Source organism: Agromyces sp. NPDC056523 (assembly GCF_042794545.1).
Lineage (GTDB): Bacteria > Actinomycetota > Actinomycetes > Actinomycetales > Microbacteriaceae > Agromyces.
In genome coordinates this window covers 317,124-339,828 of record NZ_JBHTTM010000002.1, presented here as the reverse complement: position 1 = coordinate 339,828, position 22,705 = coordinate 317,124, and the positions used below count along the sequence as shown (strand labels likewise).

Here is a 22,705-nt window from a genome sequence, read left to right as displayed (position 1 = left end):
GCGCGACACCCTCGCGCGGTTTATCGGATAACGTTCTCTGATCCGGTCACGAAACCAGGTCCACCAGCGTCAGGGCCGCCCGCTATGGGGCAGCCGGGATCGATCGAGAGGCGAAGCAGTGCAGGAAGTCAGGACTGCCGGCGAGGTGCGGCAGAAGCGGGTGACGATCGTGGACGTCGCCCAGCACGCCGGGGTGTCGACCGCGTCCGCGTCGAAGGTGCTCCGCAACGCCTACGGGGTGAGCGAGTCGATGCGCGAGCGCGTGCAAGCCTCGATGGATGCGCTGGGCTACCGTCCGCATCGGCCGGCTCGGGGAATGCGAGGGCGTACGTTCACTATCGGCATGATGGTCTCGGACATCGACAACCCGTTCTTCAGCCTGATCGCGGACGGCATCTCCAGCGTCCTCCGCCAGCGCGACTACGAGCTCCTGATCTCGCCCGGCGGATACGAGGCCGCCTCCCAGAACGCCGTCGTGGACGCGCTCATCGACCACCAGATGGACGGTCTGATCCTCGTCGCACCGGTGGTCGGCGGGGATGACCTCGATCGGATCGCTCGTGAGATCCCGTTGGTGATCGTCGGCCGGCATAGCCACAGTGAAGTCCTCGATTCCGTCTCGGGTGACGACGAGCGCGGTTCGGAGCTGGTCGTCGACCACCTCGTCGGCCTCGGGCATGGACGGATCGGGTTCGTCACGAACCATCAGGATCGCGTCGAGCCCGACCGGCCCGAGAGCGCTCGGCTGGCCGGGTTCCTCAAGGCCATGGCATCGCGAGGTCTGGCGGATGACGCGGTTGTGATCGATTCGCGGTGGAGTCTGGAGGGCGGCAGGAATGCGGTTGCAATGGTCGACTCGCTCGAGACCCCGCTGACTGCCGTGTTCGCGGGGGCGGACGTCACCGCGCTCGGAATCATGAGCGAGTTGTGGGAGCAACGTCGTGCGGTTCCGGCGACCTACTCGCTCGTGGGATACGACAACTCCCGGATCTCCTCCATTGGTCCGATCGGGCTGACGACGGTCGATCAGTCCGGATTCGAGATGGGCGAGACGGCCGGCCGGCTCCTGTTGGAGCGCATCGAAGGACGGGTGGATGCGTCGCACGTCCTGCTTCGTCCGCAGCTGGTCGCACGCACGACCACCGCGCCGCCGGAGCGCTAGGCGTGGAAGTCGGCCGGCTCAGCGATCCCTCCGCGCAGCACAACAGGATGCATCCATGACCCCTGAGGAACCCCGGGAGAGTCGCCGAGGGCGACGTGTGACCATCGTCGACGTCGCCCGCCACGCTGGTGTCTCCACGGCGTCGGCCTCGAAGGTGCTCCGGGACGCCTACGGCGTCAGCGATGCGATGCGCGACAAGGTCCACGCTTCGATGGATGCACTCGGATACCGTCCCCACCGCCTCGCGCGAGGGATGCGGGGAAAGACGTACACCATCGGCATGCTCGTGTCGGACATCGAGAACCCGTACTTCAGCGTCCTCACGAGCGGGGCCAAGGACGTACTCCAGGAGCAGGGATACGAGCTGCTGATCGCCCCCGGCGGGTACAGCGCCGAAACGCAGCAGGCGATGCTCGATGCGCTCATCGATCATCGGATGGACGGGCTGATCCTGGTGGCGCCGCGGATATCCGCAGAGGACCTGGCGAGCGCCGCCCAGCAGATCCCCCTGGTCGTCGTAGGGCGCGAGCTCGCGGACGAAGCGTTCGACACGGTTCGCGGCGACGAGTCCGTCGGATCGAGGCTCGTCGTGGATCACTTGGTCGAACTCGGACACCGGCGGATCGCCTTCGTCGCGAATGACGAGGCGTTCGCCGAGGTGGGCACGCCTGAGAACCTGCGACTGCGCGGCTTCCTGGACGCGGTCGCGGCGCACGGACTGGAGCAGGACGCAACGGTCATCAAACGTCCGTGGACGATTCAGGGCGGCCACGACGTCGCCGATGTGCTCGCCGGCACCGATCCGAGGCCCACCGCGATTCACGCAGGTGCCGACGTCGCGGCAGTGGGCCTTCTGAGCGAACTGTGGCAGCGCGGAATCGATGTGCCTGCCGAGCTCTCGATCGCCAGCTCGGACAACTCACCCATCGCTTCGCTCGGACCAGTGTCTCTGACCAGCGTCGACCAGGAAGGCCTGCGCACCGGCATCATCGCGGCAGGTCTCCTGTTGGAGCGGATCGCGGGCCGCACGGAATCTCGCCATGAACTGCTCGCGCCGAGGCTCCTCATCCGCTCGACCACTGGACCCTCTCCACAAGGCGCGTAGGCGCCGGGCCCGTTCTCCGCGGGAGCCGCCCGTCATAGTGGAGCTCATCTGCTGGCGAGTGCGCTCGCGGCGCTGGCTCCACGTTCGAGGTGCTGGTCGCCGCGGGGGCGCTCGACGAGGACGTCGTCCTGCCTCAGGGCCCGCCGACGTAGTTCCGGATGGCGCGTTCGAGCGTGTCGGTCACCGCGTGGAGCGAGGCGAGCTCGACCCACTCGGCGGCTGCGTGCGCGCCGCCGCCGTCGACGCCGAACATGACGGTGTCGATGCCGGCGTCGTGCAGGAGCGCGCAATCGGTCCAGAACGGTTCGCCCCGGCGCGTGGGCTCCCGGCCGGCGACGTCGCGGAACGCGCCGGTGACGGCGGCGGTGATCGCCGAGTCCGTGTCGGCCTCGAACGGGCCACGGTGGGCGGTGAGCTCGATGTCGGCGCGGAACTCTGGGTCGCTGCGGACGATGCGGTCGCGGATGTCGCTGAGCTCGCGTGCGAACGTCGCGTCGTCCTCGCCTGGGATCGTGCGTCGTTCGACGGTGACGACGCACGCGTCGGGGTAGCTCGAGACCTCGGCGCCGCCGACGATCGTGCCCGCGTGGGCGCTCCCGGTTCCGAGCAGCGGATGCCGCGACGCTGAGGCCCCGAGCCGGTCGCCGAGCTCGTCGATCGCGGTGAGGAACCGACCCGCCTTCGCGATCGCGTCGATGCCGAGGTCGGGTCGGGAGCCGTGGGCGGCGCGACCGTGGATCGTGACGGTGGCCCACGCGAAGCCGCGGTGCGCGGTGACGATGTCGTGCCCGGTGGGCTCGACGACGATCGCGGCGTCGGTGGTGATCGCGTCGAGGACTTCCTCGGTGCCGCGGCTGCCGTGCTCCTCGTCGGCGACGAGGGCGAGCAGGATGTCGCCGCGATGCCGCGACCGATGCGCGCGGGCGGCGGCGACCATCATCGCGGCGAGGCCGGACTTCATGTCGTAGGCCCCGCGGCCGTGGAGTCGGCCGTCGCGGATGACGGGGTCGAGGCCGTCGCCGTCGTAGCTCGCAAGGGAGACGGTGTCGAGATGACCGTTGAGCATCAGGCTGCGGCCGCCGTCGGTGCCCCGCGCGACGGCGAGGATCGAGGGGCGGCCGGGCACGGACTCGAGCCGACGGCAGTCGAAGCCGCGGTCGGCGAGCCAGGCCGTGACGGCCTCGGCGATGCGCGCCTCGCCGGCGCCGCCCGGCACGAGCGCCGGGTTGACCGAGTCGATCGCGATGAGCTCGCGCAGCAGGTCGAGCTCGTTCATCGGCCGGCGGGAAGGGGATTGGCGAGCCGGCCCTCGGTCGAGAGCAGCAGCACGGTCGAGTCGGGTCCGAGCGCGGCGCGGGACCGATCGTCGGCGAGCAGGGTGCGGACGCCGGCGAGCGTGGCCGCGCCGCAGGGCCCGGAATCGATGTCGAGCGCCTCGAGGTCGTGCACCGCGCGGATCGCGGCATCCTCGTCGACCGTGACCGCCGCGTCGAGCCCGGCGTGCAGGATCGGCCAGGCGTTGCCCGAGACGGTGCCGCAGTTCAGGCCCGACATGACGGTGACGCTCGTCGGCACGCTGACCGGTTCGCCGCGATGCAGCGACTCGATGATCGGCGGCGCGGCGGACGCCTCGACGCTCAGCACGATCGGGGCTCCGACACCGGAGCGGTAGTGGCGCACCGCGGCCTGCGCGAGGGAGCCGACGCCGACCGGCACGGCGACGAGGTCGAGGTCGGTGACGCCGAGTTCGGTGAGCTGCGCGTCGGCCTCCTCGAACAGCGTCGAGTAGCCGTCGACGATCCACTGCGGGATCTCCTCGTACCCGGGCCACGCGGTGTCCTGGACGAGCATCGCGTCGGGCCCGGCGTCCTGCGCGGACGTCGTGGCGGCATGGACCACGTCGTCGTAGGGGATGGCGAGCTCCACGGTCTCGGCGCCCTCATCGGCGATCGCCTGCTTGGCCTCGGCCGAGAGGGTGTCGGGGAACCAGATCTGCGCGGGCAGGCCGAGCAGCCGTGCGGTGTGCGCGACGGCGCGGCCGTGGTTGCCGTCGGTGGCGGCGACCAGCCGGACGGGCCGACCGCCCGCGTCCGCGACCGCGGCGCGGAGCTCGTCGAGGGGCAGCGCGCGGTCGGGCGAGCCGAAGCCTGCAGAGAGTGCGCGGGAGATGGCGTAGGCGGCGCCGAGGATCTTGAAGGCGGGCAGGCCGAGGCGGGCGCTCTCCTCCTTCACGACCACGCGTCCGACGCCGAGTTCGGCCGCGAGCGCCGGCGCGTCGACCGAGCGGGTCGCCGCGTAGCCGGGAAGACTCCGGTGGAACGCGATCACGCCGGCGAGCCGATCGCTGCGCCATCCGCGGGCTTCGGGGTTCCAGTACGTCGCGCTCATGCGTCGGCCTCCTCGGCGAGACGGAGGAGCGTGGTGCCGAGCACGGCGATGCCGGCCGCGCAGTCGTCGGGGGTGGAGTACTCGCGGGGGTTGTGGCTGATGCCGTCGTGCTGGCCGCGTACGAAGATCATCGCGGTCGGCGCGATCGCGGCGATCTCCTGTGCGTCGTGCCCGGCTCCCGACATGAGTCGCATGGTCGGCAGGCCGAGATCATGAGCGGATGCCGCGGCGGCATCCTGCACGCCCGGGTCGAAGGGGACCTGGCGGGTCTTCGCCATCCGCTTCGTCTCGACACGGAGGCCGGGCTGGCGGGCGGGGAGCCCGTCGAGGAACGCGGCGAGATCGGCCTCGGCGGCGGCCATGTGCCCGTCGTCGGGGTTCCGCAGGTCGACGGTGAGCTCGGCACGGTCTGGCACGACGCTGGGGAGACCGGGCGAGGTCGTGACGTGTCCGACGGTCGCGCGGAGCCGCCCGTACCGGCCCGAGTCGACCATCTCGCGCACGTGCACGATGACCTGCGCGGCGGCGAGACCCGCGTCGATCCGCAGTTCGGTCGGGGTGGTGCCCGCGTGCGCGGCCCGGCCGTGCAGGGTGACCTTCTGCCACGAGATGGCCTGCACACCCGTGACGATGCCGACGGCGTAGCCCTCCTGCGCGAGCACCGGTCCCTGCTCGATGTGGCACTCGACATAGGCGTGCGGCGGGTCGAGCCGCACCGGGCGGTCACCCCGGAATCCGATCCGCTCGAGCTCGTCGCCGAACCGGAGGCCCGCGTCATCCACCAGGTCGTACGCGTATTCGAGGGTGAGCCGGCCGGCAGCGACCGCCGAGCCGAGCATGTCGGTGCCGAATCGAACACCCTCCTCCTCGGTGAACGCGGCGATAACGATCGGACGGCGCGTCGCGATGCCGGCGTCGTTCAGGCTGCGGATGACCTCGAGGGCGCCAAGCACGCCGAGGCATCCGTCGAAGGCACCCGCGGTCGCGACGCTGTCGATGTGCGACCCGGCCATGATCAGCGCGAGGTCCGGCTCGAGGCCCTCCCGGCGGCCGAAGATCGTGCCCATCTCGTCGATGGTGACCTCGAGGCCGGCCTCCTCCATCCAGCGAACGAGGAGGCGACGGCCCTCGGCATCGGCATCGGTGAGCGACTGGCGGTTCACTCCCACGAGTCCGGTCGCCGGGTCGTCGTAGGCGCCGATGCGGGCGAGTTCCATGAGCGAGGCCCAGAGTCGATCGGGGTCGATGGCGAGCGCGTTGGAAGGGGCTCGGGTGGGAAGCGTGTCGGTCATGACTCGACGGTACGGCCGCGCGATCCGTTCGATCGATAGCATGATTCTCATCAGTATCGATGAATCGGATCGAATGGTTGGTGATGTACGACCTGCACCGGCTCCGCCTGCTCCGCGAGCTCAAGCATCGCGGCACGCTCGCCGCGGTCGGCGACGCGCTCGGCTACAGCGCATCGGCGATCTCGCACCAGCTCGCCATCCTCGAACGCGAAGTCGGCGTGCCCGTGATCGAACCCGTCGGGCGGCGGGTCCGGCTGACGGATGCCGCGGAGCTGCTCGTCGCGCACACCGAGCGCGTCCTGCTCGAACTCGAACAGGCCGAGGCGGCCATCGCGGCCAGTCGGTCGAGCGTGTCCGGGCAAGTGCGCATCGCGACGTTCCAGACGGCAGCGCACACCATCGTGCCCAGTGCGCTCGATCGACTGGCCGACGAGCATCCCGGCGTCGACGTCTCGTTCCAGCACGTCCACGCGGAACATGCCCTCCCGGCCCTGCTCGCGCGCGACGTCGACCTCGTGCTCTACGAGGAGTACCCGGGCTCGCCCGTCGCGCCCATCACCAACATCACCACAGAGCACCTCCTCGACGATCCGATGCTGATCGCCACGCCCGCTGCTCACGCTGCGTCCAGCCTCGCCGGCCTCGCGGATGCGCGTTGGGCGATGGAACCCTCGGGTACCCGCGCGCGGGAATGGGCGGCTGCGACGTGCCGCGCCGCGGGATTCGAACCGAGGGTCGCCTTCGAGTCCGTCGACGTGCTCCTGCACGCGCGCCTCGTCGCACAGGGACGAGCCATCGCCTTCCTCCCCGCGCTCATCGCCAACACCGTGGGGGAGTTCACGCTGACGCCCAGCGGCGCGAGCCGCGACATCCGCCTCGCCACCCGCACCGGCAGCCAGGCGAACCCCGCACTCGAAGCGGTGCGCCGTGCACTTCGCGCGTCGGTCTGACAATGGAGCTGAATGTCAGATCGGGACGGCCGACCTTCGACGGTGCGGGCGCCATCGTGCGCGGAGACGACCAGAAGCCTGCCGTGACCCCGGCAGCGTCACCCCAGGTCTGCGGCCTTTTTGCGGCTCTTTTCGTCTCCAGACACCGGCATATGACGGCATCCATCGGCCACCGCCGCGCCGGCCGCTCACCCCGCACTTCCTTATACTTGCTGGCATCCACAACCAAACACGTGCGCGCCCACCACGATGCACACCGTCAGGGGGTCAGGGGTTCGAGTCCCCTCAGATCCACCATGAACGCGGTGCTCCTCGAGCACCGGGTTTCGCGTTTCGGGACCTCAGTGCGGCTCGACGTCAGGCCGCGTGCAGCGAATCGACACGGCGAACCCGCGTGATCGCGTCGGGTGCCGCGGTGAATCGGCCCGAGCGGCCGTCGGAGGTGACGTACTGGACGCGAATGCCCCGGCCGATGCGCGCGAGCTTCGTGACGTCGTACGCGTCGCCAGCCGCGCTGACCAGGGTGTCGCCCACGGCGAGCTCCCGTGTCTGCTTCAGCTCCACGATCTCCATAGTGAGAGCATCTCAGCACCCACCGACATCGCCGTGGGCGCGGGCGTCGCGGCGCGCTTCCTTGACCGCCCCCCGAACGCGGCACAGAATGAGGGGACGATCCGACACAAGGGGTTCCGCCACATGAGCGACACGACCGCCCGCACCTCCGATCCCGTCTACGACGCACGCTACGGCGACACCGCGGTGTTCAGCGCCCCACCCGAGCCCGATCCGATTCCGGAGCCGCAGCCCGAGTCGACCGGGAAGGCCCCGAAGCCCTGGAGCCGCGACCTGCGCTTCATGCTCGTCGTGATCATCGCCATCGCGGCGCTGTTCCTCGCGTTCGCGCTCGTGGTCGCCTTCACGCCCAACGGCGCGGGGGTCAGCGCGCTCGCAGTCGTCGCGGCCCCGATCGCCACCATGGTCGCCGCGTACTACGGCATCTCGCTCGCCCTGCGACAGGTGGCCGATGCGCGCCGCGCGGCCGACGCGGCCGAGGCGCGCGCCCGGGCCGCAGAGACGACGGCCCGCGAGTCCGACGCCTGGGCGGCGCAGATGGAATCCGGCCTGCGCGTCGCGGTCGCCAAGCTCGCCGCGGCGCGCATCGAGACCCGCGACGTCGAGCGCGCCGCCGGGACTCCCGACGACTTCTTCTGATCCGGCCGGAGCCCGGAAACGGCTGAGGCGCACCCCGTGGCGGGTGCGCCTCAGCCGTTCCAGCGGACCTCAGAGGTCGGCGAGCAGTGAGATCGGTCGCTCGATGCAGCGCGCGACGTAGGTGAGGAACGCGGCCGCCTCGGCACCGTCGCACACGCGGTGGTCGAACGAGATCGTCAGCTCGGTCACCGTGCGCACGGCGAGCTGCCCGTCGACGACCCAGGGCCGCTCCACGAGCCGGCCGATGCCGAGCATGGCCGCCTCCGGGTAGTTGATGATCGCGGCCGAGCCGTCCACACCCAGCGTGCCGTAGTTGTTGAGCGTGAACGTCCCGTTCGTAAGCGCATCCGGCGGGAACGCGCCGGTCGCCGCTTGCTCGGTGCGAGCCTGCACGGCGTCGCGGAGCTCGCGCAGCGACATCCGCTCGGCGCCGTGCACGACCGGGACGAGCAGCCCGCGCGGGGTCTGCGCGGCGAGGCCGAGGTTGATCGCGGAGTGCAGCACCAGCTCGTTGCGGTCGCCGTCGAAGCTCGCATTGAGCGACGGATGCCGCTTCAGCCCCGCGACCACGAATCGGGCCAGGAGGGCCGTCATGCCGAAGCGCTCGCCCGTGGCCTCATGGAGCTGACGCCGTGCGGCGAGCAGCTCGGTCGCGTCGACGTCCATCCAGACGGTCGCCTCGGGGATCTCGCGACGGGACCGCGTGAAGTGCGCGGCGGCCGCGCGAGCGGTCCGATCGAGCGGGACGCGGTGGTCGCCGGCCGCGACGGGTGCGGGGCTCGGCGCGGCCGTGGGCGTCACGGATGGCGCCGCGCCGGCGTGGGCCGCCGTGACGCCGGTGTGCGTGCCCGCGCGGGCCGCCTCGAGCTCGTGGATGAAGGCCTCGACGTCGCCGCGCGTCACGAGGCCCTCGGGACCGGAGCCCAGCAGCTCGGTCGCGTCGAAGCCGTGCTCGCGGGCGAGTCGACGGACGATCGGCGAGACCACGGGGGAGTGGCGGTCGTGGTCGAGCGCGGAGCGCGGGTCGTCGACCTCGGGCTCCGTTCGCGCCGCCGACGCGACGGGCTCGGCGGGCTCGACGGGCTCGGCGGACTGTGCGGGCTCCATCGGCGCCGGCGGCGGGGCGTCCGAGGACGCATCGCTCGCTCGCCGGTTGCCGAAGCGCGACGGCGCCGACGCGGAGCGCGCGCTCGCCGCGCTCGTGCGCGTGCCGTAGCCGATCAGCACGGCGCCCGACTCCTCGGTCGCCGCCTCGGTGGGCACGGCCACGCCGGGCTCGGCCGCGACGGGCTGCTCGGCGGTCGCGCCATCCGTCATCGCCTCGGCCGCGGCGGCCGACTCGGCACCCGCGCCGACCGGCGTCAGTCGCATCAGCACGGCGCCGGCGTGCAGCACCTGGCCGACCTCACCGCCGAGGGATTCGACGACCCCGGCGAAGGGCGTCGGCAGCTGCACGACGGACTTCGCGGACTCGAGCTCCACGACCGGCTGGTCGACGCTCACCTCGTCGCCGGGCTGGACGAGCCACGCGACGACCTCGGCCTCGGTGAGACCCTCGCCGAGGTCGGGCAGGATGAACTCTCGCGCGCTCATGCCAGGTCCCATTCCCAGGAGGCGAGCGCCTCGAGCACGCGGTCGGGCGTCGGCAGGTGGTGCTCCTCGAGCTTCGGTGACGGGAACGGGATGTCCCACCCCGTGATGCGCAGGATCGGCGCGGCGAGGTGGAAGAAGTTCCGCTCGGTCAGGCGCGCGGCGACCTCGGCGCCGTAGCCGCCGAACTGCGCCGCCTCGTGGATGACCGCAGCACGCGAGGTCTTCCGCACCGAGGCGCCGACGGTCTCGTCGTCGAACGGCGACAGGCTCCGCAGGTCGACCACCTCGATCGAGAGCCCCTCCGCCTCGGCGGCGGCTGCGGCGTCGAGCGCGGTCCGAACCGTCGGGCCGTACGCGATGAGCGTGACATCCGACCCCTCGCGGACGACCTCGGCCCGGTCCATGGGGGCCGTGCGCACGGGCAGCTCGAGGTTCGCCTTCGCCCAGTAGCGGCTCTTCGGCTCCATGAACACGACCGGGTCGTCGCTCTCGATGGCCTCGCGCAGCATCGAGTACGCGTCGGCGGGGTTGGACGGCATCACCACGGTGAGGCCGGGCGTCGCCGTCCAGTACGCCTCCGAGGAGTCGGAGTGGTGCTCGACGCCGCCGATCGCGCCGGCGCACGGGATGCGGATGACCATGGGCAACGCGACGCTGCCCTTCGTCCGGTTCCGCATCTTGGCGACGTGCGACACGATCTGCTCGAAGGCGGGGTAGCTGAACGCGTCGAACTGCATCTCGACCACGGGACGCAGGCCGTACATGGCCATGCCGACCGCGGTGCCGACGATTCCCGACTCCGCGAGGGGCGAATCCCACACGCGTTCGTCGCCGAAGCGCGCCTGCAGGCCATCGGTCACGCGGAACACGCCGCCGAGCGGCCCGACGTCCTCGCCGTACAGCACGACGCGGTCGTCGGCCTCCATTGCGTCGCGAAGCGCGGCGTTGAGCGCGCCCGCCATGGTCAGGGGCTGCGGGGCGGATGCCGCGGCATCCGCCGCACGTTCGGTCGCCGTCGAGCTCATCGGGCGGCCACCTCCGCGCCGGCGCCGCGCGCGGCGAGCTCGGCCTCGAGCGCAGCCCGCTGCTCGGCGAGCGAGGCGCGCGGGCTGGCATAGACGTGGTCGAACAGCTGCAGCGGATCCAGCTCGGGCTCCTCGCTCATCGCCTCGCGCGTGCGCGCCGCGAGGTCCTCGGCCGCCTCGGCGATCTCCCCGCGGAGCGCGTCGGCGAGGGCGCCCTCCGAGACGAGGTACTTCTCGAGGCGCTCGATCGGGTCGCGGCGCTTCCAGTGCTCGACGTCGCGCTGCTGCCGGTAGCGGGTGGGGTCGTCGGAGTTGGTGTGCGACTCGATGCGATACGTCAGTCCCTCGATGAGCGTGGGACCACCGCCGGAGCGGGCGCGCTCGACCGCTGCCGAGGCGACGGCGTACATCGCCGCGATGTCGTTGCCGTCGACGTGATAGCCCGGCATGCCGTAGCCCACGGCCTTGTCGGCGAGCGTCGCCGCGCGGGTCTGCCGGGCGAGCGGCGTGCTGATCGCGAACTGGTTGTTCTGCACGAGGAACACGGTCGGCGCCTGCCAGACGGCCGCGAAGTTGAACGCCTCGTGAGCGTCGCCCTCGCTCGTCGCCCCGTCGCCCAGGAACGTCAGCGCGACGATCGGGTCGCGGCGCAGTCGCGCAGCGTGCGCGAGGCCGACGGCGTGGAGCGCCTGCGTGGCGAGCGGCGTCGCCATCGACGCCGTGCGGTGCTCGTGCTGGTCCCATCCGTTGTGCCAGTCGCCGCGGAAGGACTGCAGGATCTCGCCGGGAGCGAGTCCTCGGGTCAGCAGCGCGATGCTGTCGCGATAGGTCGGGAAGAACCAGTCGTCGGCGGTGATCGCCGAGATCACGCCGATCTCGCAGGCCTCCTGGCCGTACGCGGACGGGTACGTCGCGAGTCGGCCCTGCTTGGTCAGCGCGGTGACCTGCACGTCGAACCGGCGGGCGATCACCATGCGCCGGTAGAGCTCGAGGAGCGTCTCGACGGCCGGCAGCGCGAAGCCGCCGGTCTCGCGGCCGTGCAGGGCGTGCCCCGCATTGTCGAGCAGGCGCAGGGGCTTCTCGGAGGGCAGGACGCGGGTGTCGTGATGCTCGACGTTGAGGCTCATACGGCCATGGTGCGCCAGTCTGGCCCCCCTCGCTCGGGGTACGCGAGAACCGTGAACGAACGGCACGACGACGGCGGAACGCGTGCCGATCGTCCGCTGCTCAGGGGGCTAGGCGCGCCAGATGTCCAGCGACTGCGCGGGGGGTCGACCGTCGATCTCGGCGAGGATCAGGTGCGAGCGCGTGGAGACGACGCCGGGCATGTCGTGGATGTCGCGGAGGATCGCCTGGCTCAGCTGCTCGTGATCGGGCGCGCTCACCGTGAGGATGATGTCGATGTCGCCGGAGACGGCCTGCACCTTCTCGACGAACGGGAGGGTCGCGAGCTTCGCCGCGATCTCCTCCCAGGACACGTCGCCGATCCGGACGACGACGAGCGCCGAGATGTTCAGCCCGATCGCCTTGCGGTCGATCTGCGCTCCGAACCCGGTGATGACGCCGCGCTGCTGCAACGCGAGCACGCGATTGTGCGCCGCCGTGCGCGAGATGTGGACCCGCTCGGCCAGCGTGCGCACCGAGAGCCTGCCGTCGCGGCTGAGCTCGGCGACGATGCGACGGTCGATCGCGTCGAGCGGTTCTCCGCGGTTCGGTGCGTGCTGGGTCATCCTCGTCCTCGCAGGTCACTCTCAGCGTAGCGGCTGCCCCGCCGCCCGCGCGGGAGGGAGGCGGGGCAGCCGGACCCGCGGCGCGGCCGCGCCGCTCGCGCGGGACCGCCGCCCCACGGAGCCGGACGTAGACTCGTGCGATGCGCCGCCCAACCCGCTCGCTCGTCGCCGTCGCCGTCCTGGCGGCGACGTCGCTGACCGCGTGCGCTGGGCCTGCCGCCGAGCCGACTCCGAGCCCGGTGGCATCCGCGTCGGCATCGCCCACGCCCACGCCGACGCCGCCCACGGCGGCCGAGTGGGCCGCCGAGCGCGTGGCCTCGATGACCAACGAGCAGAAGGCGGCGTCCCTGCTGATGCTGCACGCCCCGGGCACCGAGCCCGGCCCGCTGCTCGCGCTCGTCGACCAGGGCATCGCCGGCGTCATCCTCATGGGCGACAACATCGCCGCCGACCAGGCCGCGACGGCGGCCCTCGCCGACGCGCTGCAGGTCGACTCCGAGGCGGCGACGCTCGTCGGCATCGACCAGGAAGGCGGCATCGTGAGCCGGATCGGCTGGGATCCGGCGCCGCCGCCCATGGAACTCCGCGGCCTGCCGGCGGCGGCCGTGCAGGACGCGTTCGCCGCTCGGGCCGGCGCGCTCGCGGCATCCGGCGCCAACGTGAACTTCGGCATCGTCGCGGACGTCACGGCCGACCCCGGCTCGTTCATCTTCGAGCGCGTGCTCGGCACCGACGCCACGGGATCGGCTGAACGCGTGGCGGCGGCCGTCGCCGGGGAACGGGGACTGGTCGCGAGCACGCTGAAGCACTTCCCCGGGCACGGGGCGGCACCGGGGGATTCCCACACGTCGGTGCCCAGCGCCTCCCTCACGCTCGAGCAGTGGCGCAACGACCCGGCGCGACCGTTCGCCGCCGGCATCGACGCCGGTACCGAGCTGGTCATGACCGGCCACCTCGCGTACCCCGCGGTGGATGCCGCGCCCGCGTCGCTCTCGCCCGAATGGCACAGGATCCTCCGCGAGGAGCTCGGCTTCGACGGCGTGGTCGTCACCGACGACATGCTGATGCTCCAGCACAACGAGCTGCCCGAGTTCGCGGACCCGAACGAGAACGCCGTCCGGGCGGTCGCGGCAGGTGGCGACCTGCTCCTGTACGTGCTGCCCGCCGACCCCTCGGAGTTCGGCATCAGCGTCGACGGGCTGGCCGGCGCGATCGCCGATTCCGTCGCATCCGGGCGGATCCCGCAGGAGCGGCTGGACGACGCCGCGACGCGCGTGCTCGAACTCCGTCGCGAGATCGCCACCGCGGGTCGGGAATAGACGCGATCCCTCCATGCGTTTGCATTGACTGTGGCCGCTCGGCCGCCAACGCAGACACACGGGAGACAACCGCATGACGACGACCGCGACGACGATCGAGATCCCCGGCTACCGCGCCGGCACCTGGAAGATCGACCCCACGCACAGCGAGGTGGGCTTCAGCATCCGCCACCTCATGATCAGCAAGGTGAAGGGCAAGTTCGAGCGCTTCGACGCCACCTTCGTGACCGCCGAGGACCCGCTGGAGTCGACCGTGACCGCGTCGGCCGAGGTCGCCTCGATCACGACGAACGAGCCCAACCGCGACGCGCACCTTCGCACGGGCGACTTCTTCGCGGCCGACCAGTTCCCGACGATCGACTTCGTCTCGACCGGCGTGCGCGTCGCGAACGGCGAGTTCAAGGTGGACGGCGACCTGACCATGCGCGGCGTCACCAAGCCCGTCACCTTCGAGTTCGACTTCGGCGGCTTCGGCGGCGACCCCTACGGCAACTACAAGGGCGGCGCCACGGCCAAGGCCGTCGTCAACCGCGAGGACTTCGGCCTCACCTACAACGCGGCGCTCGAGACCGGCGGCGTGCTCCTCGGCGAGCAGGTCACGATCACGCTCGAGCTGCAGGCGGCGCTCGTCCAGGAGTGACCTCCGCGTGAGACGTCCGACGGGCGGTCCGGCATCGGCCGGGCCGCCCGTCGTCATGTGCAGGCTGGCGGATGGGGCGGCGCCCGCTCAGGCTCGGTGCACACGCTCGTCGATCCCCGCGAGCGCGACCCCGGCGAACCGCGCCCAGGCGCCGAGCGGACGGTGGAACCGCGCCGACGCGTCGGTCGGCATCGGCCGGAACCAGCGCAGCTCGACACGCGGTCTGGCAGGAGTGCCCGTGCGCGCCCAGGTGCCGACGACCCGGCCGTCGAGCACCAGCAGCGGTTGGAACACGCCGTTGCGGCCGGGCACGACGAGGTCGGCGAACTGGGGCTCGCACACGGCCGCCCGGTCGGCGTAGCCGAGGAAGTACTCGTCGAACCCGGCGAGCGCGAGCGCTCCGTGCGGACGCGTCGCTGCCGCATCCATCGCCCCGGCGCCCACGTACCGATCGTCGCCACCCGGGAACGACTCGACGTGATCGCCCGCTGCGGCCAGGGCGGTGCGGGCGTCGGCGAGCGTCAGGCCGGACCACCAGGCGAAGTCGGCGACCGTGGCCGGTCCGTGCCCGTTCAGGTAGGCGGCGAACAGCGCGCCGAGCACGTCGTCGCGATCGGTCGGGGCCTCGGATGGCGCGGGCGCCCACTCGTCGAGCAGGGAGAAATGCTGGACGCGCCCGTCCACCGGTCCGCCGCACAGCACGGCATCCTGCGCGAGCCACCAGATGAGGTGGTACAGGCGCTGGCCCGGGGTCTCGAGGCCCGCCGACGACCACATCGCGGCGAGCTGCTCTCGCGTCGCGCTTCCTCCACCGGCGAGCTCGCGCTCGACCGTCGTCCGTGCGGTGCGGTATTCGGCCGGGCCGAGTTCGAGCTGCCGGTGCCGGAGCTTCGCCTGCGCGAGGACGCGCGGGCCCGTGATCGCGAGCACCGGTCGCAGCATCCCCGTCGGGATGAGGTGGAGGGTGCCGCGCATGGGCCACGAGCGCACGATGCGGCGCGATTCGATCGCGGCGTCGACCGCCTCGACGGTGGGGTGCGACATCCGGCTGCCGACGGCCCACTTCGCGGCCGCGAGGTCTTGCGCCTGCATCGCGCCGAGTCGCTCGACGACCGCGATCGCGTCGTCGTCGCGCGTGCGGAAGCCGTGCGAGGCGAGGCGAGTCGCCCGGAGCGCGGGGGAGGAGGGCGCCGCCATGACGCAAGTCTGCCGGACACCGCCGACACGAGCCATCCCTCGCCCGACCGCTAGACTGGAGGGCTGTGCCCCTCGGCACGCCATCCCACTCGCTACCGACCGGAGGTCGATCGTGCTCGCCGTCCAGGACCTGGAGATCCGCGTGGGCGCGCGCGTGCTCATGGAAGGCGTGAACTTCCGCGTCTCCGACGGCGACAAGATCGGGCTCGTCGGCCGCAACGGCGCCGGCAAGACCACGCTCACCAAGACGCTCGCGGGCGAGACGCTGCCGACCGCGGGTCGCATCGACCGATCGGGCGAGATCGGCTATCTGCCGCAGGATCCGCGGTCGGGTGACCCCGAGATGCTGGCTCGCACGCGGATCCTCGACGCGCGCGGGCTGGGCTCGCTCGTGCTCGGCATGCATGAGGCGTCCGAGCTCATGGGCTCGGACGACGCGGATGTCGCGGCGAAGGCGATGAAGCGCTACGGCAACCTCACCGACCGCTTCCAGGCGCTCGGCGGCTACGCGGCCGAGGCCGAGGCCGCCTCGATCGCGTCGAACCTGAACCTGCCCGATCGCATCCTCGACCAGCCGCTGAAGACCCTGTCCGGCGGACAGCGTCGACGCATCGAACTCGCGCGCATCCTGTTCTCCGACGCCGAGACGATGATCCTCGACGAGCCGACGAACCACCTCGACGCCGACTCGGTCGTATGGCTGCGCGAGTTCCTGAAGGGCTACAAGGGCGGCGTGATCGTCATCAGCCACGACGTCGAGCTCGTCGGCGAGGTCGTGAACCGCGTGTTCTACCTCGACGCGAACCGCTCGATCATCGACATCTACAACATGGGCTGGAAGCACTACCTGCGCCAGCGCGCCGCCGACGAGGAGCGCCGCAAGAAGGAGCGCGTCAACGCGGAGAAGAAGGCCGACGCGCTCAAGCAGCAGGCCGCGAAGTTCGGCGCCAAGGCGAGCAAGGCCGCCGCGGCGCACCAGATGGTCGCGCGCGCCGAGAAGCTGCTCTCAGGGCTCGAAGAGGTGCGCCAGGTCGACCGGGTCGCGAAGCTCCGCTTCCCGACCCCGGCCGCATGCGGCCGCACACCGCTCACGGCCGGGGACCTGTCGAAGAGCTACGGCTCGCTGGAGATCTTCACGGCCGTCGACCTCGCGATCGACCGCGGCTCGAAGGTCGTCATCATCGGCCTGAACGGCGCGGGCAAGACGACGCTGTTGCGCATCCTCGCCGGTGTCGACCGGCCCGACACCGGCGTCGTCGAGCCCGGGCACGGCCTGCGCGTCGGCTACTACGCGCAGGAGCACGAGACGCTGGATGTCGCGCGCACGGTCCTGCAGAACATGGTGAGCGCCTCACCGAACCTCACGGAGACGGAGGCGCGCAAGGTGCTCGGCTCGTTCCTGTTCACCGGTGACGACGTGCACAAGCCCGCCGGCGTCCTGTCGGGAGGCGAGAAGACGCGGCTCGCGCTGGCGATGATCGTGGTCTCGGGTGCGAACGTGCTGCTCCTCGACGAGCCGACGAACAACCTCGACCCCGCCTCGCGCAGCGAGATCCTCGACGCGCTCGCGCACTACGAGGGCGCCGTCGTCCTCGTCTCGCACGACCCCGGCGCCGTCGAGGCGCTCAACCCCGAGCGCGTGCTCATCATGCCCGACGGCGTCGAGGATCACTGGAGCCGCGAGTACCAGGAGCTCATCGAGCTGGCGTGAGCCGTGGGTCCGCCGCGTGTCAGCGGCGGTCCAGGATCTCGTCCTCGACGTCGGCGTCGCTGCGGTTCCGAGCCGGCCGGGGCGACCGCCTGGGTTCGACCGGATGCTTCGGTGCACCGCTGCGCTCGGCGGCATCCGTCGACAGCGCCTTGCGCTCCTGGTTCGCGAACCAGCCGAGGGCGATGAACGCGAGCAGCGCGAAGACGAACCACTGCAGTGCGTACGACAGGTGGGGACCTTCGTCGCGCACCGGGCGGGGGAGTGCCAGCGGCGGCTCGGCGGCGTCGGCGGCCGACTGCACGAGGATGCCGTAGGCGCCGGTGTACGACGGTTCGCCCACGCGCTCGGCGAGCTCGTCGAGGTCGATCGTCGCCATCTCGAACCCGGATGACGTGCGGCCTGCGATCGTGGCCTCGCCGGCCTTGAGTCGCGCCGTGACCGACACCTCGCCCTCGGGCGCGGCCGGCACCTCGGAGGGGCGGCCGTCGGAGTCCTGCGCGATCCATCCGCGATCGACCATGAAGACCGTGCCATCCGCCAGCCGCATGGGCGTGATGACCTCGAAACCGGTGCTGCTCTCGAAGGGGCGATTGCGCACGACGACCTCCTCGTCGTGCAGGTACTCGCCGGTCAGGGCGACGACCTGCCAGCGCTGGCCGATGTCGAATCCGTCGGGGTCGGGCAGGGCCTCGGCGACCGGGACGGGGTCGGCGTCGTAGTTCGCGTCGATCCGCGCGACCTCGGCCAACGCCTCCGCGCGTCGGTTGAACTGCCACGTGCCGAGGGCGGAGCAGGCGATCGCGAAGACGATCACGAGTGCGAGGTAACCGGCCCAGCGCGGAGCCACGAGGAAACGCCAGTCGCTCATGCGCCGTCACCGCCGCTCGACGGCACCTCTCCGAGCGGTGCCGGCGCCGCGTCAAACGGGGCCGACGCATCGAACGCCGACACCCGCACCGGGAACGAGCGTGCCGCGAGGAACTCGCGGAGGTAGTCGACGTGCTCGTCGCACGCCAGCCAGGTCTTCACGCGGTCGGCGTGGTGGATCTTCGGGTTGCGCCAGTCGATCCGCCAGGTCGCCGCCTCGCGGCATCCCGCGCGGGAACAACCGCCCTCGGGGGCGGCGCCGAGTGAGCCGATCACCGGTCGGCCTCCGGACGGTCCTCGGCGGACCGGTCGCCATCCCCGGGCTCGCCGGCCCCCTGCTCTCCCGCGTCGTCCTCGCCGGGCGTCGGGGCTGCGGTCGATTCCGTCGACGACCAGGCACCTGGTTGCCCGATGGGCACGATGCCGCCGGGGCGCTCGACGTCCTGCGCCGGCTTGTTCGTCGCGACGTTCGCCACGACCACCGCGAAGTACGGCAGGAAGATCGCACCGGCGGCGAAGACGAGGATCCACCATCCCTGCGCGAAGAGCAGCGCGAAGATGCAGACCACTCGGATGCCCATCATGATCGTGTACTTGATCATGCGCGCTCGGCGCTCCTCCTCGGGGGATGGAGGCAGCGACGTGATCGACTGCAGGGGCTGGTGCTTCATGCTGGTCGCCGTGGCCTGCGGCGCTCCTCTCCCTCAAGCCTACGACCGCTGCGGCGAGCCGATGCCCCCGATTCGGCAACCTCTATGCTGGGACGGGCCTTCGGGCCGCGTCGAGCATCCCTGGAAAGAGACGGAGTCCGCCATGACGACGAGCCGCACCGTGCTGGTGACCGGAGGCAACCGCGGCATCGGGTACGCCATCGCCCAGGAGTTCGTCGCCCAGGGGCACCGCGTGGCGGTCACGGCCCGTTCGGGCGAGGGTCCCGAAGGCACCCTCACCGTGCGCGCCGACGTGACCGACGCCGAGTCGATCGATCGAGCGTTCACCCAGGTCGAGGCCGAGCTCGGGCCCGTCGAGGTGGTCGTGGCCAACGCCGGGATCACGCGCGACACCCTGCTCATGCGCATGGGCGAGGACGAGTTCGCGAGCGTCGTCGACACGAACCTCACCGGGGCGTTCCGCGTCGTCAAGCGCGCGTCCAAGGGCATGCTCAAGGCGCGCTTCGGTCGCATCGTGCTCATCTCGAGCGTCGTCGGCCTGTTCGGCGGTGCCGGCCAGGTCAACTACTCGTCCTCCAAGGCCGGACTGGTCGGCATGGCGCGGTCGATCACGCGCGAACTCGGCGCCCGCGGCATCACCGCGAACGTCGTCGCGCCCGGCTTCATCGAGACCGACATGACTGACGCGCTGCCCGAGGCGCAGCAGGCCGAGTACAGGAAGAGCATCCCCGCCGGGCGGTTCGCGACGCCCGATGAGGTCGCCAAGGTCGTCGCCTGGCTCGCGGGCGACGCCGCCGGCTACATCTCCGGCGCGGTCATTCCGGTCGACGGCGGCCTCGGCATGGGGCACTAGCCCGAGCCGAGGAATTCGCCCCGCCGGTCAGCGATCGACGCGCACCACCGAGTACTCGGTGTCGGGCGTCGGCGGCGTGCCGAAGCGCGCGTTGGGCAGGAACAGGTCGTTGCCGAACCGAGCGACCGTCGTCGGGACCTGGAAGTCCGGATCGGTGATCTGGTCCACGAGGGTGCCGCTCGTGCCGTCCGGCGAGAGCTGGACGACCGCGACCGTGTTGAGCTGGTTCTGCACCACGTAGAGCGTGCGCCCCACGACGAGCAGCCCGTCGCCTGCCGGGAGCGTCGCACCGCCGAGGTCGACCGCCGTCGCCTCGCCGGTGGTCGGGTCGACGCGGAAGAGCGTCGCGGTCGACGACTGGATCACGAGCAGCGCCTGGTGGTCGGGTGTCTCGGCGATGCCGTTGGCATTGAATCCGCCCAGCTGGACCCAGTCGCCCGTGAGCGGCAGGGTCACGACCTCCGAGTCGTCCGGGAGGGCGCCCGCCGGACCGAGCGGCAGGAAGTACAGTTCGCCCGCGAAGCTGTTGGTGAACCATGCGCCGCCATTCGTCAGCACGACATCGTTGATGAAGGCGGGGCCCGTCGTCAGCTGGTAGGTGTGCAGCACCTCGCCGGTCGCGGCGTCGACCACGCGCGCCTCGCCCGTGGGGCCGCCGGCGATGAAGAGCCGACCGAACTGGTCGACCTTCAGTCCCACCGACGGCGTGCCGGGGCCTTGGAGTGTCGTGATCTCCTCGCCCGTCCGCACGTTGAAGACGTACACGTCCCCATCGGCCAGCGAGCCGACGTATCCCGTGCCACCCGGCGCGATCGCGACGCCCTCCGGCTGGAAGCCGTTCGGGAGCGGGATCACCTCGGGTTGGCCCGGCGGCGCTTGTTGAATGGCGAGGGCCGCGTGCGTCCCCGAGACGGCGAGGAGCGCGCCCAACGCGGCGGCGGCGAATGCACGTGCGACGATGCGACCGGACATGGCCACATGCTACGCCCGGCTCCGAGACGCCGTCGGTGCTCGGAGGAAGCTCCCAGCGCCGACCGGTGCCGCGCCAGCGTCAGCCGCGCAGGCCGGCGAGCGCGAGCACGCCGCTGAGGTCGACGCGGTCGATCGCGACATCCGCTCGTGCCCGGACCACCGGCTTCGCACAGAACGCGACGCCGAGCGCGGCACGGTCGAGCATGCGCAGGTCGTTGGCGCCGTCGCCGACCGCGATCGTTCGCGAAAGGGGCGTGTCGGATGTCTCGGCCCACTCGTCGAGCGCGCGCCGCTTGGCCTCGGCGTCGACGATGTCGCCGAGCACGCGGCCCGTCAGCCGGCCGCCGTCGACCTCGAGCCGGTTGGCCCGGCAGAAGTCGAGGCCGAGCCGCTCGGCCAACGGGTCGAGGAGCTCGTGGAATCCGCCCGACACCACGCCGACCCGGCCGCCCGCGGCATGCACTCCGGCGATGAGGTCCTGCACGCCGGGAGTCGGCGTGAGCCGGCCCCGCGCCGCCTCGACGTCGGCGACCGGCAGGCCCGCGAGGGTCGCGACGCGTTCGCGCAGGCTCGCGGCGAAGTCGAGCTCGCCGCGCATGGCGCGCTCGGTGACCTCGGCGACGTGCTCGAGGCTGCCGGCCGCCTCGGCGAGCAGCTCGATCGCCTCCTCGCGGATCAGGGTCGAGTCGGCGTCGAGCACGACGAGCAGGCCGCCTCGGCGGCCGGATGGCGCGGCCGTCACGCGGTGGCCCGCACGTGCGAGCCCTTGCCCACCACCGTGATGCCGCTGTCGGTCACGACGAACCCGCGCGCGAGGTCCTCGGCACGGTCGATGCCGATGTGCGCACCATCCTCGACGACGACCTCCTTGTCGAGGATGGCGCGGCGCACCGTCGCACCGGCCTCGATGCGCGCCCGGTCGAACAGGATGGAGTCCGACACGTTGGCGCCCGAGCCCACGATCGCCCACGGGCCGAGCACGCTGCGCTCGACGTGCGCACCCGAGATGACCGACCCCAGCGAGACGATCGAGTCGATGACCGTGCCGAGCGAGCCGCGCGCGTCGCGCGTGAACTTGGCGGGCGGCGAGTTCACCTGCTGGCTGAAGATCGGCCACTCCTGGTTGTAGAGGTTGAACACCGGCAGCACCGAGATGAGGTCCTGGTGCGCCTCGAAGAACGAGTCGATCGTTCCCACGTCGCGCCAGTAGTACCGGTCGCGATCCGTCGAGCCCGGCACGTCGTTGCGCTTGAGGTCGTACACGCCGGCGTTGCCCTGCTCGACGAAGGCGGGAATGATGTCGCCGCCCATGTCGTGGCTGGAATCGGTGCGCTCGCCGTCGCGCAGGACCGCGTCGATGAGCGCGTCGGCGTTGAACACGTAGTTGCCCATCGAGGCGAGCACCTCGTTCGGCGAGTCGGGCAGGCCCTCAGGATCGCTCGGCTTCTCGAGGAACCGGTGGATGCGGTCGGGCGACGTCGGGTCGACCTCGATGACGCCGAACTGGTTCGCGAGCGAGATGGGCTGGCGGATCGCGGCGACCGTCGCCTCCGCGCCCGAGTCGATGTGCGCCTGGATCATCTGGCTGAAGTCCATGCGGTAGACGTGGTCGGCTCCGACGACCACGATGATGTCGGGCTGCTCGTCGTAGATGAGGTTCAGGCTCTGCAGGATCGCGTCGGCCGATCCGGAGAACCATCGCTTGCCCAGCCGCTGCTGGGCCGGGACCGAGGCGATGTACGACCCCAGCATTCCGTCGAGCCGCCACGTCTGCGAGACGTGGCGGTCGAGGCTGTGGGACTTGTACTGCGTGAGGACGACCATCTGCCGGAGCCCGGAGTTCACGAGGTTCGACAGTGCGAAGTCGATGAGCCGGTACTGCCCGCCGAAGGGCACGCCGGGCTTGGCGCGGTCCTCCGTGAGGGGCATGAGGCGCTTTCCCTCGCCGCCCGCGAGGATGATTCCGAAGATCTTGCGCGTCGCCACCATGTGCCCAGCGTAGTCAGCAGCGCGCCGGG

23 protein-coding genes are annotated in these 22,705 nt (G+C 71.4%); 8 read left to right on the top strand and 15 right to left on the bottom strand.

Annotated features, from left to right (window positions below; translation table 11 throughout):
- The first annotated feature begins 118 nt into the window (after positions 1 to 118).
- Together ACFQ58_RS08560 and ACFQ58_RS08555 are read left to right on the top strand one after the other, a co-directional pair.
- Entirely contained in the window at positions 119 to 1,162 is a 1,044-nt protein-coding gene (locus ACFQ58_RS08560) for a LacI family DNA-binding transcriptional regulator (RefSeq protein WP_376950650.1), read from the top strand.
- Between the two features lie 97 nt (positions 1,163 to 1,259).
- Complete coding sequence (locus tag ACFQ58_RS08555; RefSeq protein WP_376950649.1) at positions 1,260 to 2,267, top strand: LacI family DNA-binding transcriptional regulator; 1,008 nt, start codon at positions 1,260 to 1,262, stop codon at positions 2,265 to 2,267.
- Between the two features lie 133 nt (positions 2,268 to 2,400).
- On the opposite strand, the gene ACFQ58_RS08550 is transcribed toward ACFQ58_RS08555, so the two are convergent.
- Genes ACFQ58_RS08550 through ACFQ58_RS08540 form a run of 3 tightly spaced genes read right to left on the bottom strand, consistent with a single transcriptional unit; the run spans position 2,401 to position 5,947 of the window.
- Positions 2,401 to 3,543 carry an ArgE/DapE family deacylase gene (locus ACFQ58_RS08550; protein WP_376950648.1) on the bottom strand — a complete coding sequence of 381 codons (1,143 nt, stop codon included), beginning with the start codon at positions 3,541 to 3,543 and terminating at the stop codon, positions 2,401 to 2,403.
- Positions 3,540 to 4,655, bottom strand: coding sequence for a diaminopropionate ammonia-lyase (locus ACFQ58_RS08545; RefSeq protein WP_376950647.1), 1,116 nt, complete (start codon positions 4,653 to 4,655; stop codon positions 3,540 to 3,542). The genes ACFQ58_RS08550 and ACFQ58_RS08545 overlap by 4 nt, the downstream gene beginning before the upstream one ends.
- Positions 4,652 to 5,947, bottom strand: coding sequence for a M20 family metallo-hydrolase (locus tag ACFQ58_RS08540; RefSeq protein ID WP_376950646.1), 1,296 nt, complete (start codon positions 5,945 to 5,947; stop codon positions 4,652 to 4,654). The genes ACFQ58_RS08545 and ACFQ58_RS08540 overlap by 4 nt, the downstream gene beginning before the upstream one ends.
- A gap of 59 nt (positions 5,948 to 6,006) precedes the next feature.
- Between ACFQ58_RS08540 and ACFQ58_RS08535 the strand changes: the two genes are divergently transcribed.
- Positions 6,007 to 6,897, top strand: coding sequence for a LysR substrate-binding domain-containing protein (locus tag ACFQ58_RS08535; protein ID WP_376950645.1), 891 nt, complete (start codon positions 6,007 to 6,009; stop codon positions 6,895 to 6,897).
- A gap of 357 nt (positions 6,898 to 7,254) precedes the next feature.
- On the opposite strand, the gene ACFQ58_RS08530 is transcribed toward ACFQ58_RS08535, so the two are convergent.
- On the bottom strand, positions 7,255 to 7,470 hold the full coding sequence (locus ACFQ58_RS08530) for a hypothetical protein (protein ID WP_376950644.1): 216 nt from the start codon (positions 7,468 to 7,470) through the stop codon (positions 7,255 to 7,257).
- 123 nt (positions 7,471 to 7,593) lie between these two features.
- On the opposite strand from ACFQ58_RS08530, the gene ACFQ58_RS08525 reads away from it, so the two are divergent.
- A complete protein-coding gene (locus ACFQ58_RS08525) occupies positions 7,594 to 8,109 on the top strand; it encodes a hypothetical protein (RefSeq protein WP_376950643.1) in 516 nt (171 codons plus the stop codon).
- Positions 8,110 to 8,178: 69 nt separating this feature from the next.
- Here ACFQ58_RS08525 and ACFQ58_RS08520 read toward each other — a convergent pair whose 3' ends face one another.
- The 4 genes from ACFQ58_RS08520 to ACFQ58_RS08505 form a co-directional block, all read right to left on the bottom strand.
- Positions 8,179 to 9,702 carry a dihydrolipoamide acetyltransferase family protein gene (locus ACFQ58_RS08520; protein WP_376950642.1) on the bottom strand — a complete coding sequence of 508 codons (1,524 nt, stop codon included), beginning with the start codon at positions 9,700 to 9,702 and terminating at the stop codon, positions 8,179 to 8,181.
- On the bottom strand, positions 9,699 to 10,727 hold the full coding sequence (locus ACFQ58_RS08515; RefSeq protein WP_376950641.1) for an alpha-ketoacid dehydrogenase subunit beta: 1,029 nt from the start codon (positions 10,725 to 10,727) through the stop codon (positions 9,699 to 9,701). Before ACFQ58_RS08515 ends, ACFQ58_RS08520 begins: the two co-directional genes overlap by 4 nt.
- The gene (pdhA, locus tag ACFQ58_RS08510) at positions 10,724 to 11,854 is read right to left on the bottom strand and encodes a pyruvate dehydrogenase (acetyl-transferring) E1 component subunit alpha (protein ID WP_376950640.1); all 1,131 of its coding nucleotides are present in this window, start codon (positions 11,852 to 11,854) and stop codon (positions 10,724 to 10,726) included. The genes ACFQ58_RS08515 and pdhA overlap by 4 nt, the downstream gene beginning before the upstream one ends.
- 108 nt (positions 11,855 to 11,962) lie before the next feature.
- A complete protein-coding gene (locus ACFQ58_RS08505) occupies positions 11,963 to 12,457 on the bottom strand; it encodes an Lrp/AsnC family transcriptional regulator (protein WP_092669990.1) in 495 nt (164 codons plus the stop codon).
- 140 nt (positions 12,458 to 12,597) lie between these two features.
- On the opposite strand from ACFQ58_RS08505, the gene ACFQ58_RS08500 reads away from it, so the two are divergent.
- Both ACFQ58_RS08500 and ACFQ58_RS08495 read left to right on the top strand, forming a co-directional pair.
- Positions 12,598 to 13,776: a glycoside hydrolase family 3 N-terminal domain-containing protein gene (locus ACFQ58_RS08500; RefSeq protein ID WP_376950639.1), complete on the top strand. Its 1,179-nt coding sequence runs from the start codon at positions 12,598 to 12,600 to the stop codon at positions 13,774 to 13,776.
- 73 nt (positions 13,777 to 13,849) lie between these two features.
- On the top strand, positions 13,850 to 14,416 hold the full coding sequence (locus ACFQ58_RS08495; RefSeq protein ID WP_376950638.1) for a YceI family protein: 567 nt from the start codon (positions 13,850 to 13,852) through the stop codon (positions 14,414 to 14,416).
- An 87-nt stretch (positions 14,417 to 14,503) separates the two neighbouring features.
- Here ACFQ58_RS08495 and ACFQ58_RS08490 read toward each other — a convergent pair whose 3' ends face one another.
- The gene (locus tag ACFQ58_RS08490) at positions 14,504 to 15,613 is read right to left on the bottom strand and encodes a winged helix DNA-binding domain-containing protein (RefSeq protein WP_376950637.1); all 1,110 of its coding nucleotides are present in this window, start codon (positions 15,611 to 15,613) and stop codon (positions 14,504 to 14,506) included.
- 112 nt (positions 15,614 to 15,725) lie between these two features.
- Here ACFQ58_RS08490 and ACFQ58_RS08485 point away from each other — a divergent pair, with 112 nt between their 5' ends.
- The gene (locus tag ACFQ58_RS08485; RefSeq protein ID WP_376950636.1) at positions 15,726 to 17,324 is read left to right on the top strand and encodes an ABC-F family ATP-binding cassette domain-containing protein; all 1,599 of its coding nucleotides are present in this window, start codon (positions 15,726 to 15,728) and stop codon (positions 17,322 to 17,324) included.
- Between the two features lie 19 nt (positions 17,325 to 17,343).
- Here the strand turns inward: ACFQ58_RS08485 and ACFQ58_RS08480 are convergent, their stop codons facing one another.
- The 3 genes from ACFQ58_RS08480 to ACFQ58_RS08470 are packed head-to-tail and all read right to left on the bottom strand — an operon-like array spanning position 17,344 to position 18,862.
- Positions 17,344 to 18,192, bottom strand: a complete 849-nt coding sequence (locus ACFQ58_RS08480) for an SURF1 family protein (RefSeq protein WP_376950635.1) — start codon at positions 18,190 to 18,192, stop codon at positions 17,344 to 17,346.
- The gene (locus ACFQ58_RS08475; RefSeq protein WP_376950634.1) at positions 18,189 to 18,467 is read right to left on the bottom strand and encodes a hypothetical protein; all 279 of its coding nucleotides are present in this window, start codon (positions 18,465 to 18,467) and stop codon (positions 18,189 to 18,191) included. The genes ACFQ58_RS08480 and ACFQ58_RS08475 overlap by 4 nt, the downstream gene beginning before the upstream one ends.
- Positions 18,464 to 18,862 carry a DUF3099 domain-containing protein gene (locus ACFQ58_RS08470; RefSeq protein WP_376950633.1) on the bottom strand — a complete coding sequence of 133 codons (399 nt, stop codon included), beginning with the start codon at positions 18,860 to 18,862 and terminating at the stop codon, positions 18,464 to 18,466. The genes ACFQ58_RS08475 and ACFQ58_RS08470 overlap by 4 nt, the downstream gene beginning before the upstream one ends.
- 142 nt (positions 18,863 to 19,004) lie before the next feature.
- Here ACFQ58_RS08470 and ACFQ58_RS08465 point away from each other — a divergent pair, with 142 nt between their 5' ends.
- Positions 19,005 to 19,715, top strand: a complete 711-nt coding sequence (locus tag ACFQ58_RS08465; protein WP_376950632.1) for a beta-ketoacyl-ACP reductase — start codon at positions 19,005 to 19,007, stop codon at positions 19,713 to 19,715.
- 27 nt (positions 19,716 to 19,742) lie between these two features.
- Here ACFQ58_RS08465 and ACFQ58_RS08460 read toward each other — a convergent pair whose 3' ends face one another.
- From ACFQ58_RS08460 to glgC, 3 genes are all read right to left on the bottom strand, one after another.
- Positions 19,743 to 20,687 (bottom strand): SMP-30/gluconolactonase/LRE family protein, encoded by a 945-nt coding sequence (locus tag ACFQ58_RS08460; RefSeq protein WP_376950631.1) that lies wholly within the window; start codon positions 20,685 to 20,687, stop codon positions 19,743 to 19,745.
- A 79-nt stretch (positions 20,688 to 20,766) separates the two neighbouring features.
- Positions 20,767 to 21,429, bottom strand: coding sequence for a phosphoserine phosphatase SerB (gene serB / locus ACFQ58_RS08455; RefSeq protein ID WP_376950630.1), 663 nt, complete (start codon positions 21,427 to 21,429; stop codon positions 20,767 to 20,769).
- Positions 21,426 to 22,676: a glucose-1-phosphate adenylyltransferase gene (glgC, locus tag ACFQ58_RS08450; RefSeq protein WP_376950629.1), complete on the bottom strand. Its 1,251-nt coding sequence runs from the start codon at positions 22,674 to 22,676 to the stop codon at positions 21,426 to 21,428. The genes serB and glgC overlap by 4 nt, the downstream gene beginning before the upstream one ends.
- Positions 22,677 to 22,705 lie beyond the last annotated feature (29 nt).

Bases quoted from the DNA above. Each gene is read 5' to 3' on its own strand.
- ACFQ58_RS08530 (WP_376950644.1), bottom strand. From the start codon at position 7,470: ATGGAGATCGTGGAGCTGAAGCAGACACGGGAGCTCGCCGTGGGCGAC.
- ACFQ58_RS08480 (WP_376950635.1), bottom strand. From the start codon at position 18,192: ATGAGCGACTGGCGTTTCCTCGTGGCTCCGCGCTGGGCCGGTTACCTC.
- ACFQ58_RS08515 (WP_376950641.1), bottom strand. From the start codon at position 10,727: ATGAGCTCGACGGCGACCGAACGTGCGGCGGATGCCGCGGCATCCGCC.
- ACFQ58_RS08525 (WP_376950643.1), top strand. From the start codon at position 7,594: ATGAGCGACACGACCGCCCGCACCTCCGATCCCGTCTACGACGCACGC.
- glgC (WP_376950629.1), bottom strand. From the start codon at position 22,676: ATGGTGGCGACGCGCAAGATCTTCGGAATCATCCTCGCGGGCGGCGAG.
- ACFQ58_RS08550 (WP_376950648.1), bottom strand. From the start codon at position 3,543: ATGAACGAGCTCGACCTGCTGCGCGAGCTCATCGCGATCGACTCGGTC.
- ACFQ58_RS08460 (WP_376950631.1), bottom strand. From the start codon at position 20,687: ATGTCCGGTCGCATCGTCGCACGTGCATTCGCCGCCGCCGCGTTGGGC.
- ACFQ58_RS08520 (WP_376950642.1), bottom strand. From the start codon at position 9,702: ATGAGCGCGCGAGAGTTCATCCTGCCCGACCTCGGCGAGGGTCTCACC.
- ACFQ58_RS08500 (WP_376950639.1), top strand. From the start codon at position 12,598: ATGCGCCGCCCAACCCGCTCGCTCGTCGCCGTCGCCGTCCTGGCGGCG.
- pdhA (WP_376950640.1), bottom strand. From the start codon at position 11,854: ATGAGCCTCAACGTCGAGCATCACGACACCCGCGTCCTGCCCTCCGAG.
- ACFQ58_RS08535 (WP_376950645.1), top strand. From the start codon at position 6,007: ATGAATCGGATCGAATGGTTGGTGATGTACGACCTGCACCGGCTCCGC.
- ACFQ58_RS08465 (WP_376950632.1), top strand. From the start codon at position 19,005: ATGACGACGAGCCGCACCGTGCTGGTGACCGGAGGCAACCGCGGCATC.
- ACFQ58_RS08490 (WP_376950637.1), bottom strand. From the start codon at position 15,613: ATGGCGGCGCCCTCCTCCCCCGCGCTCCGGGCGACTCGCCTCGCCTCG.
- ACFQ58_RS08495 (WP_376950638.1), top strand. From the start codon at position 13,850: ATGACGACGACCGCGACGACGATCGAGATCCCCGGCTACCGCGCCGGC.
- ACFQ58_RS08540 (WP_376950646.1), bottom strand. From the start codon at position 5,947: ATGACCGACACGCTTCCCACCCGAGCCCCTTCCAACGCGCTCGCCATC.
- ACFQ58_RS08470 (WP_376950633.1), bottom strand. From the start codon at position 18,862: ATGAAGCACCAGCCCCTGCAGTCGATCACGTCGCTGCCTCCATCCCCC.
- ACFQ58_RS08505 (WP_092669990.1), bottom strand. From the start codon at position 12,457: ATGACCCAGCACGCACCGAACCGCGGAGAACCGCTCGACGCGATCGAC.
- ACFQ58_RS08545 (WP_376950647.1), bottom strand. From the start codon at position 4,655: ATGAGCGCGACGTACTGGAACCCCGAAGCCCGCGGATGGCGCAGCGAT.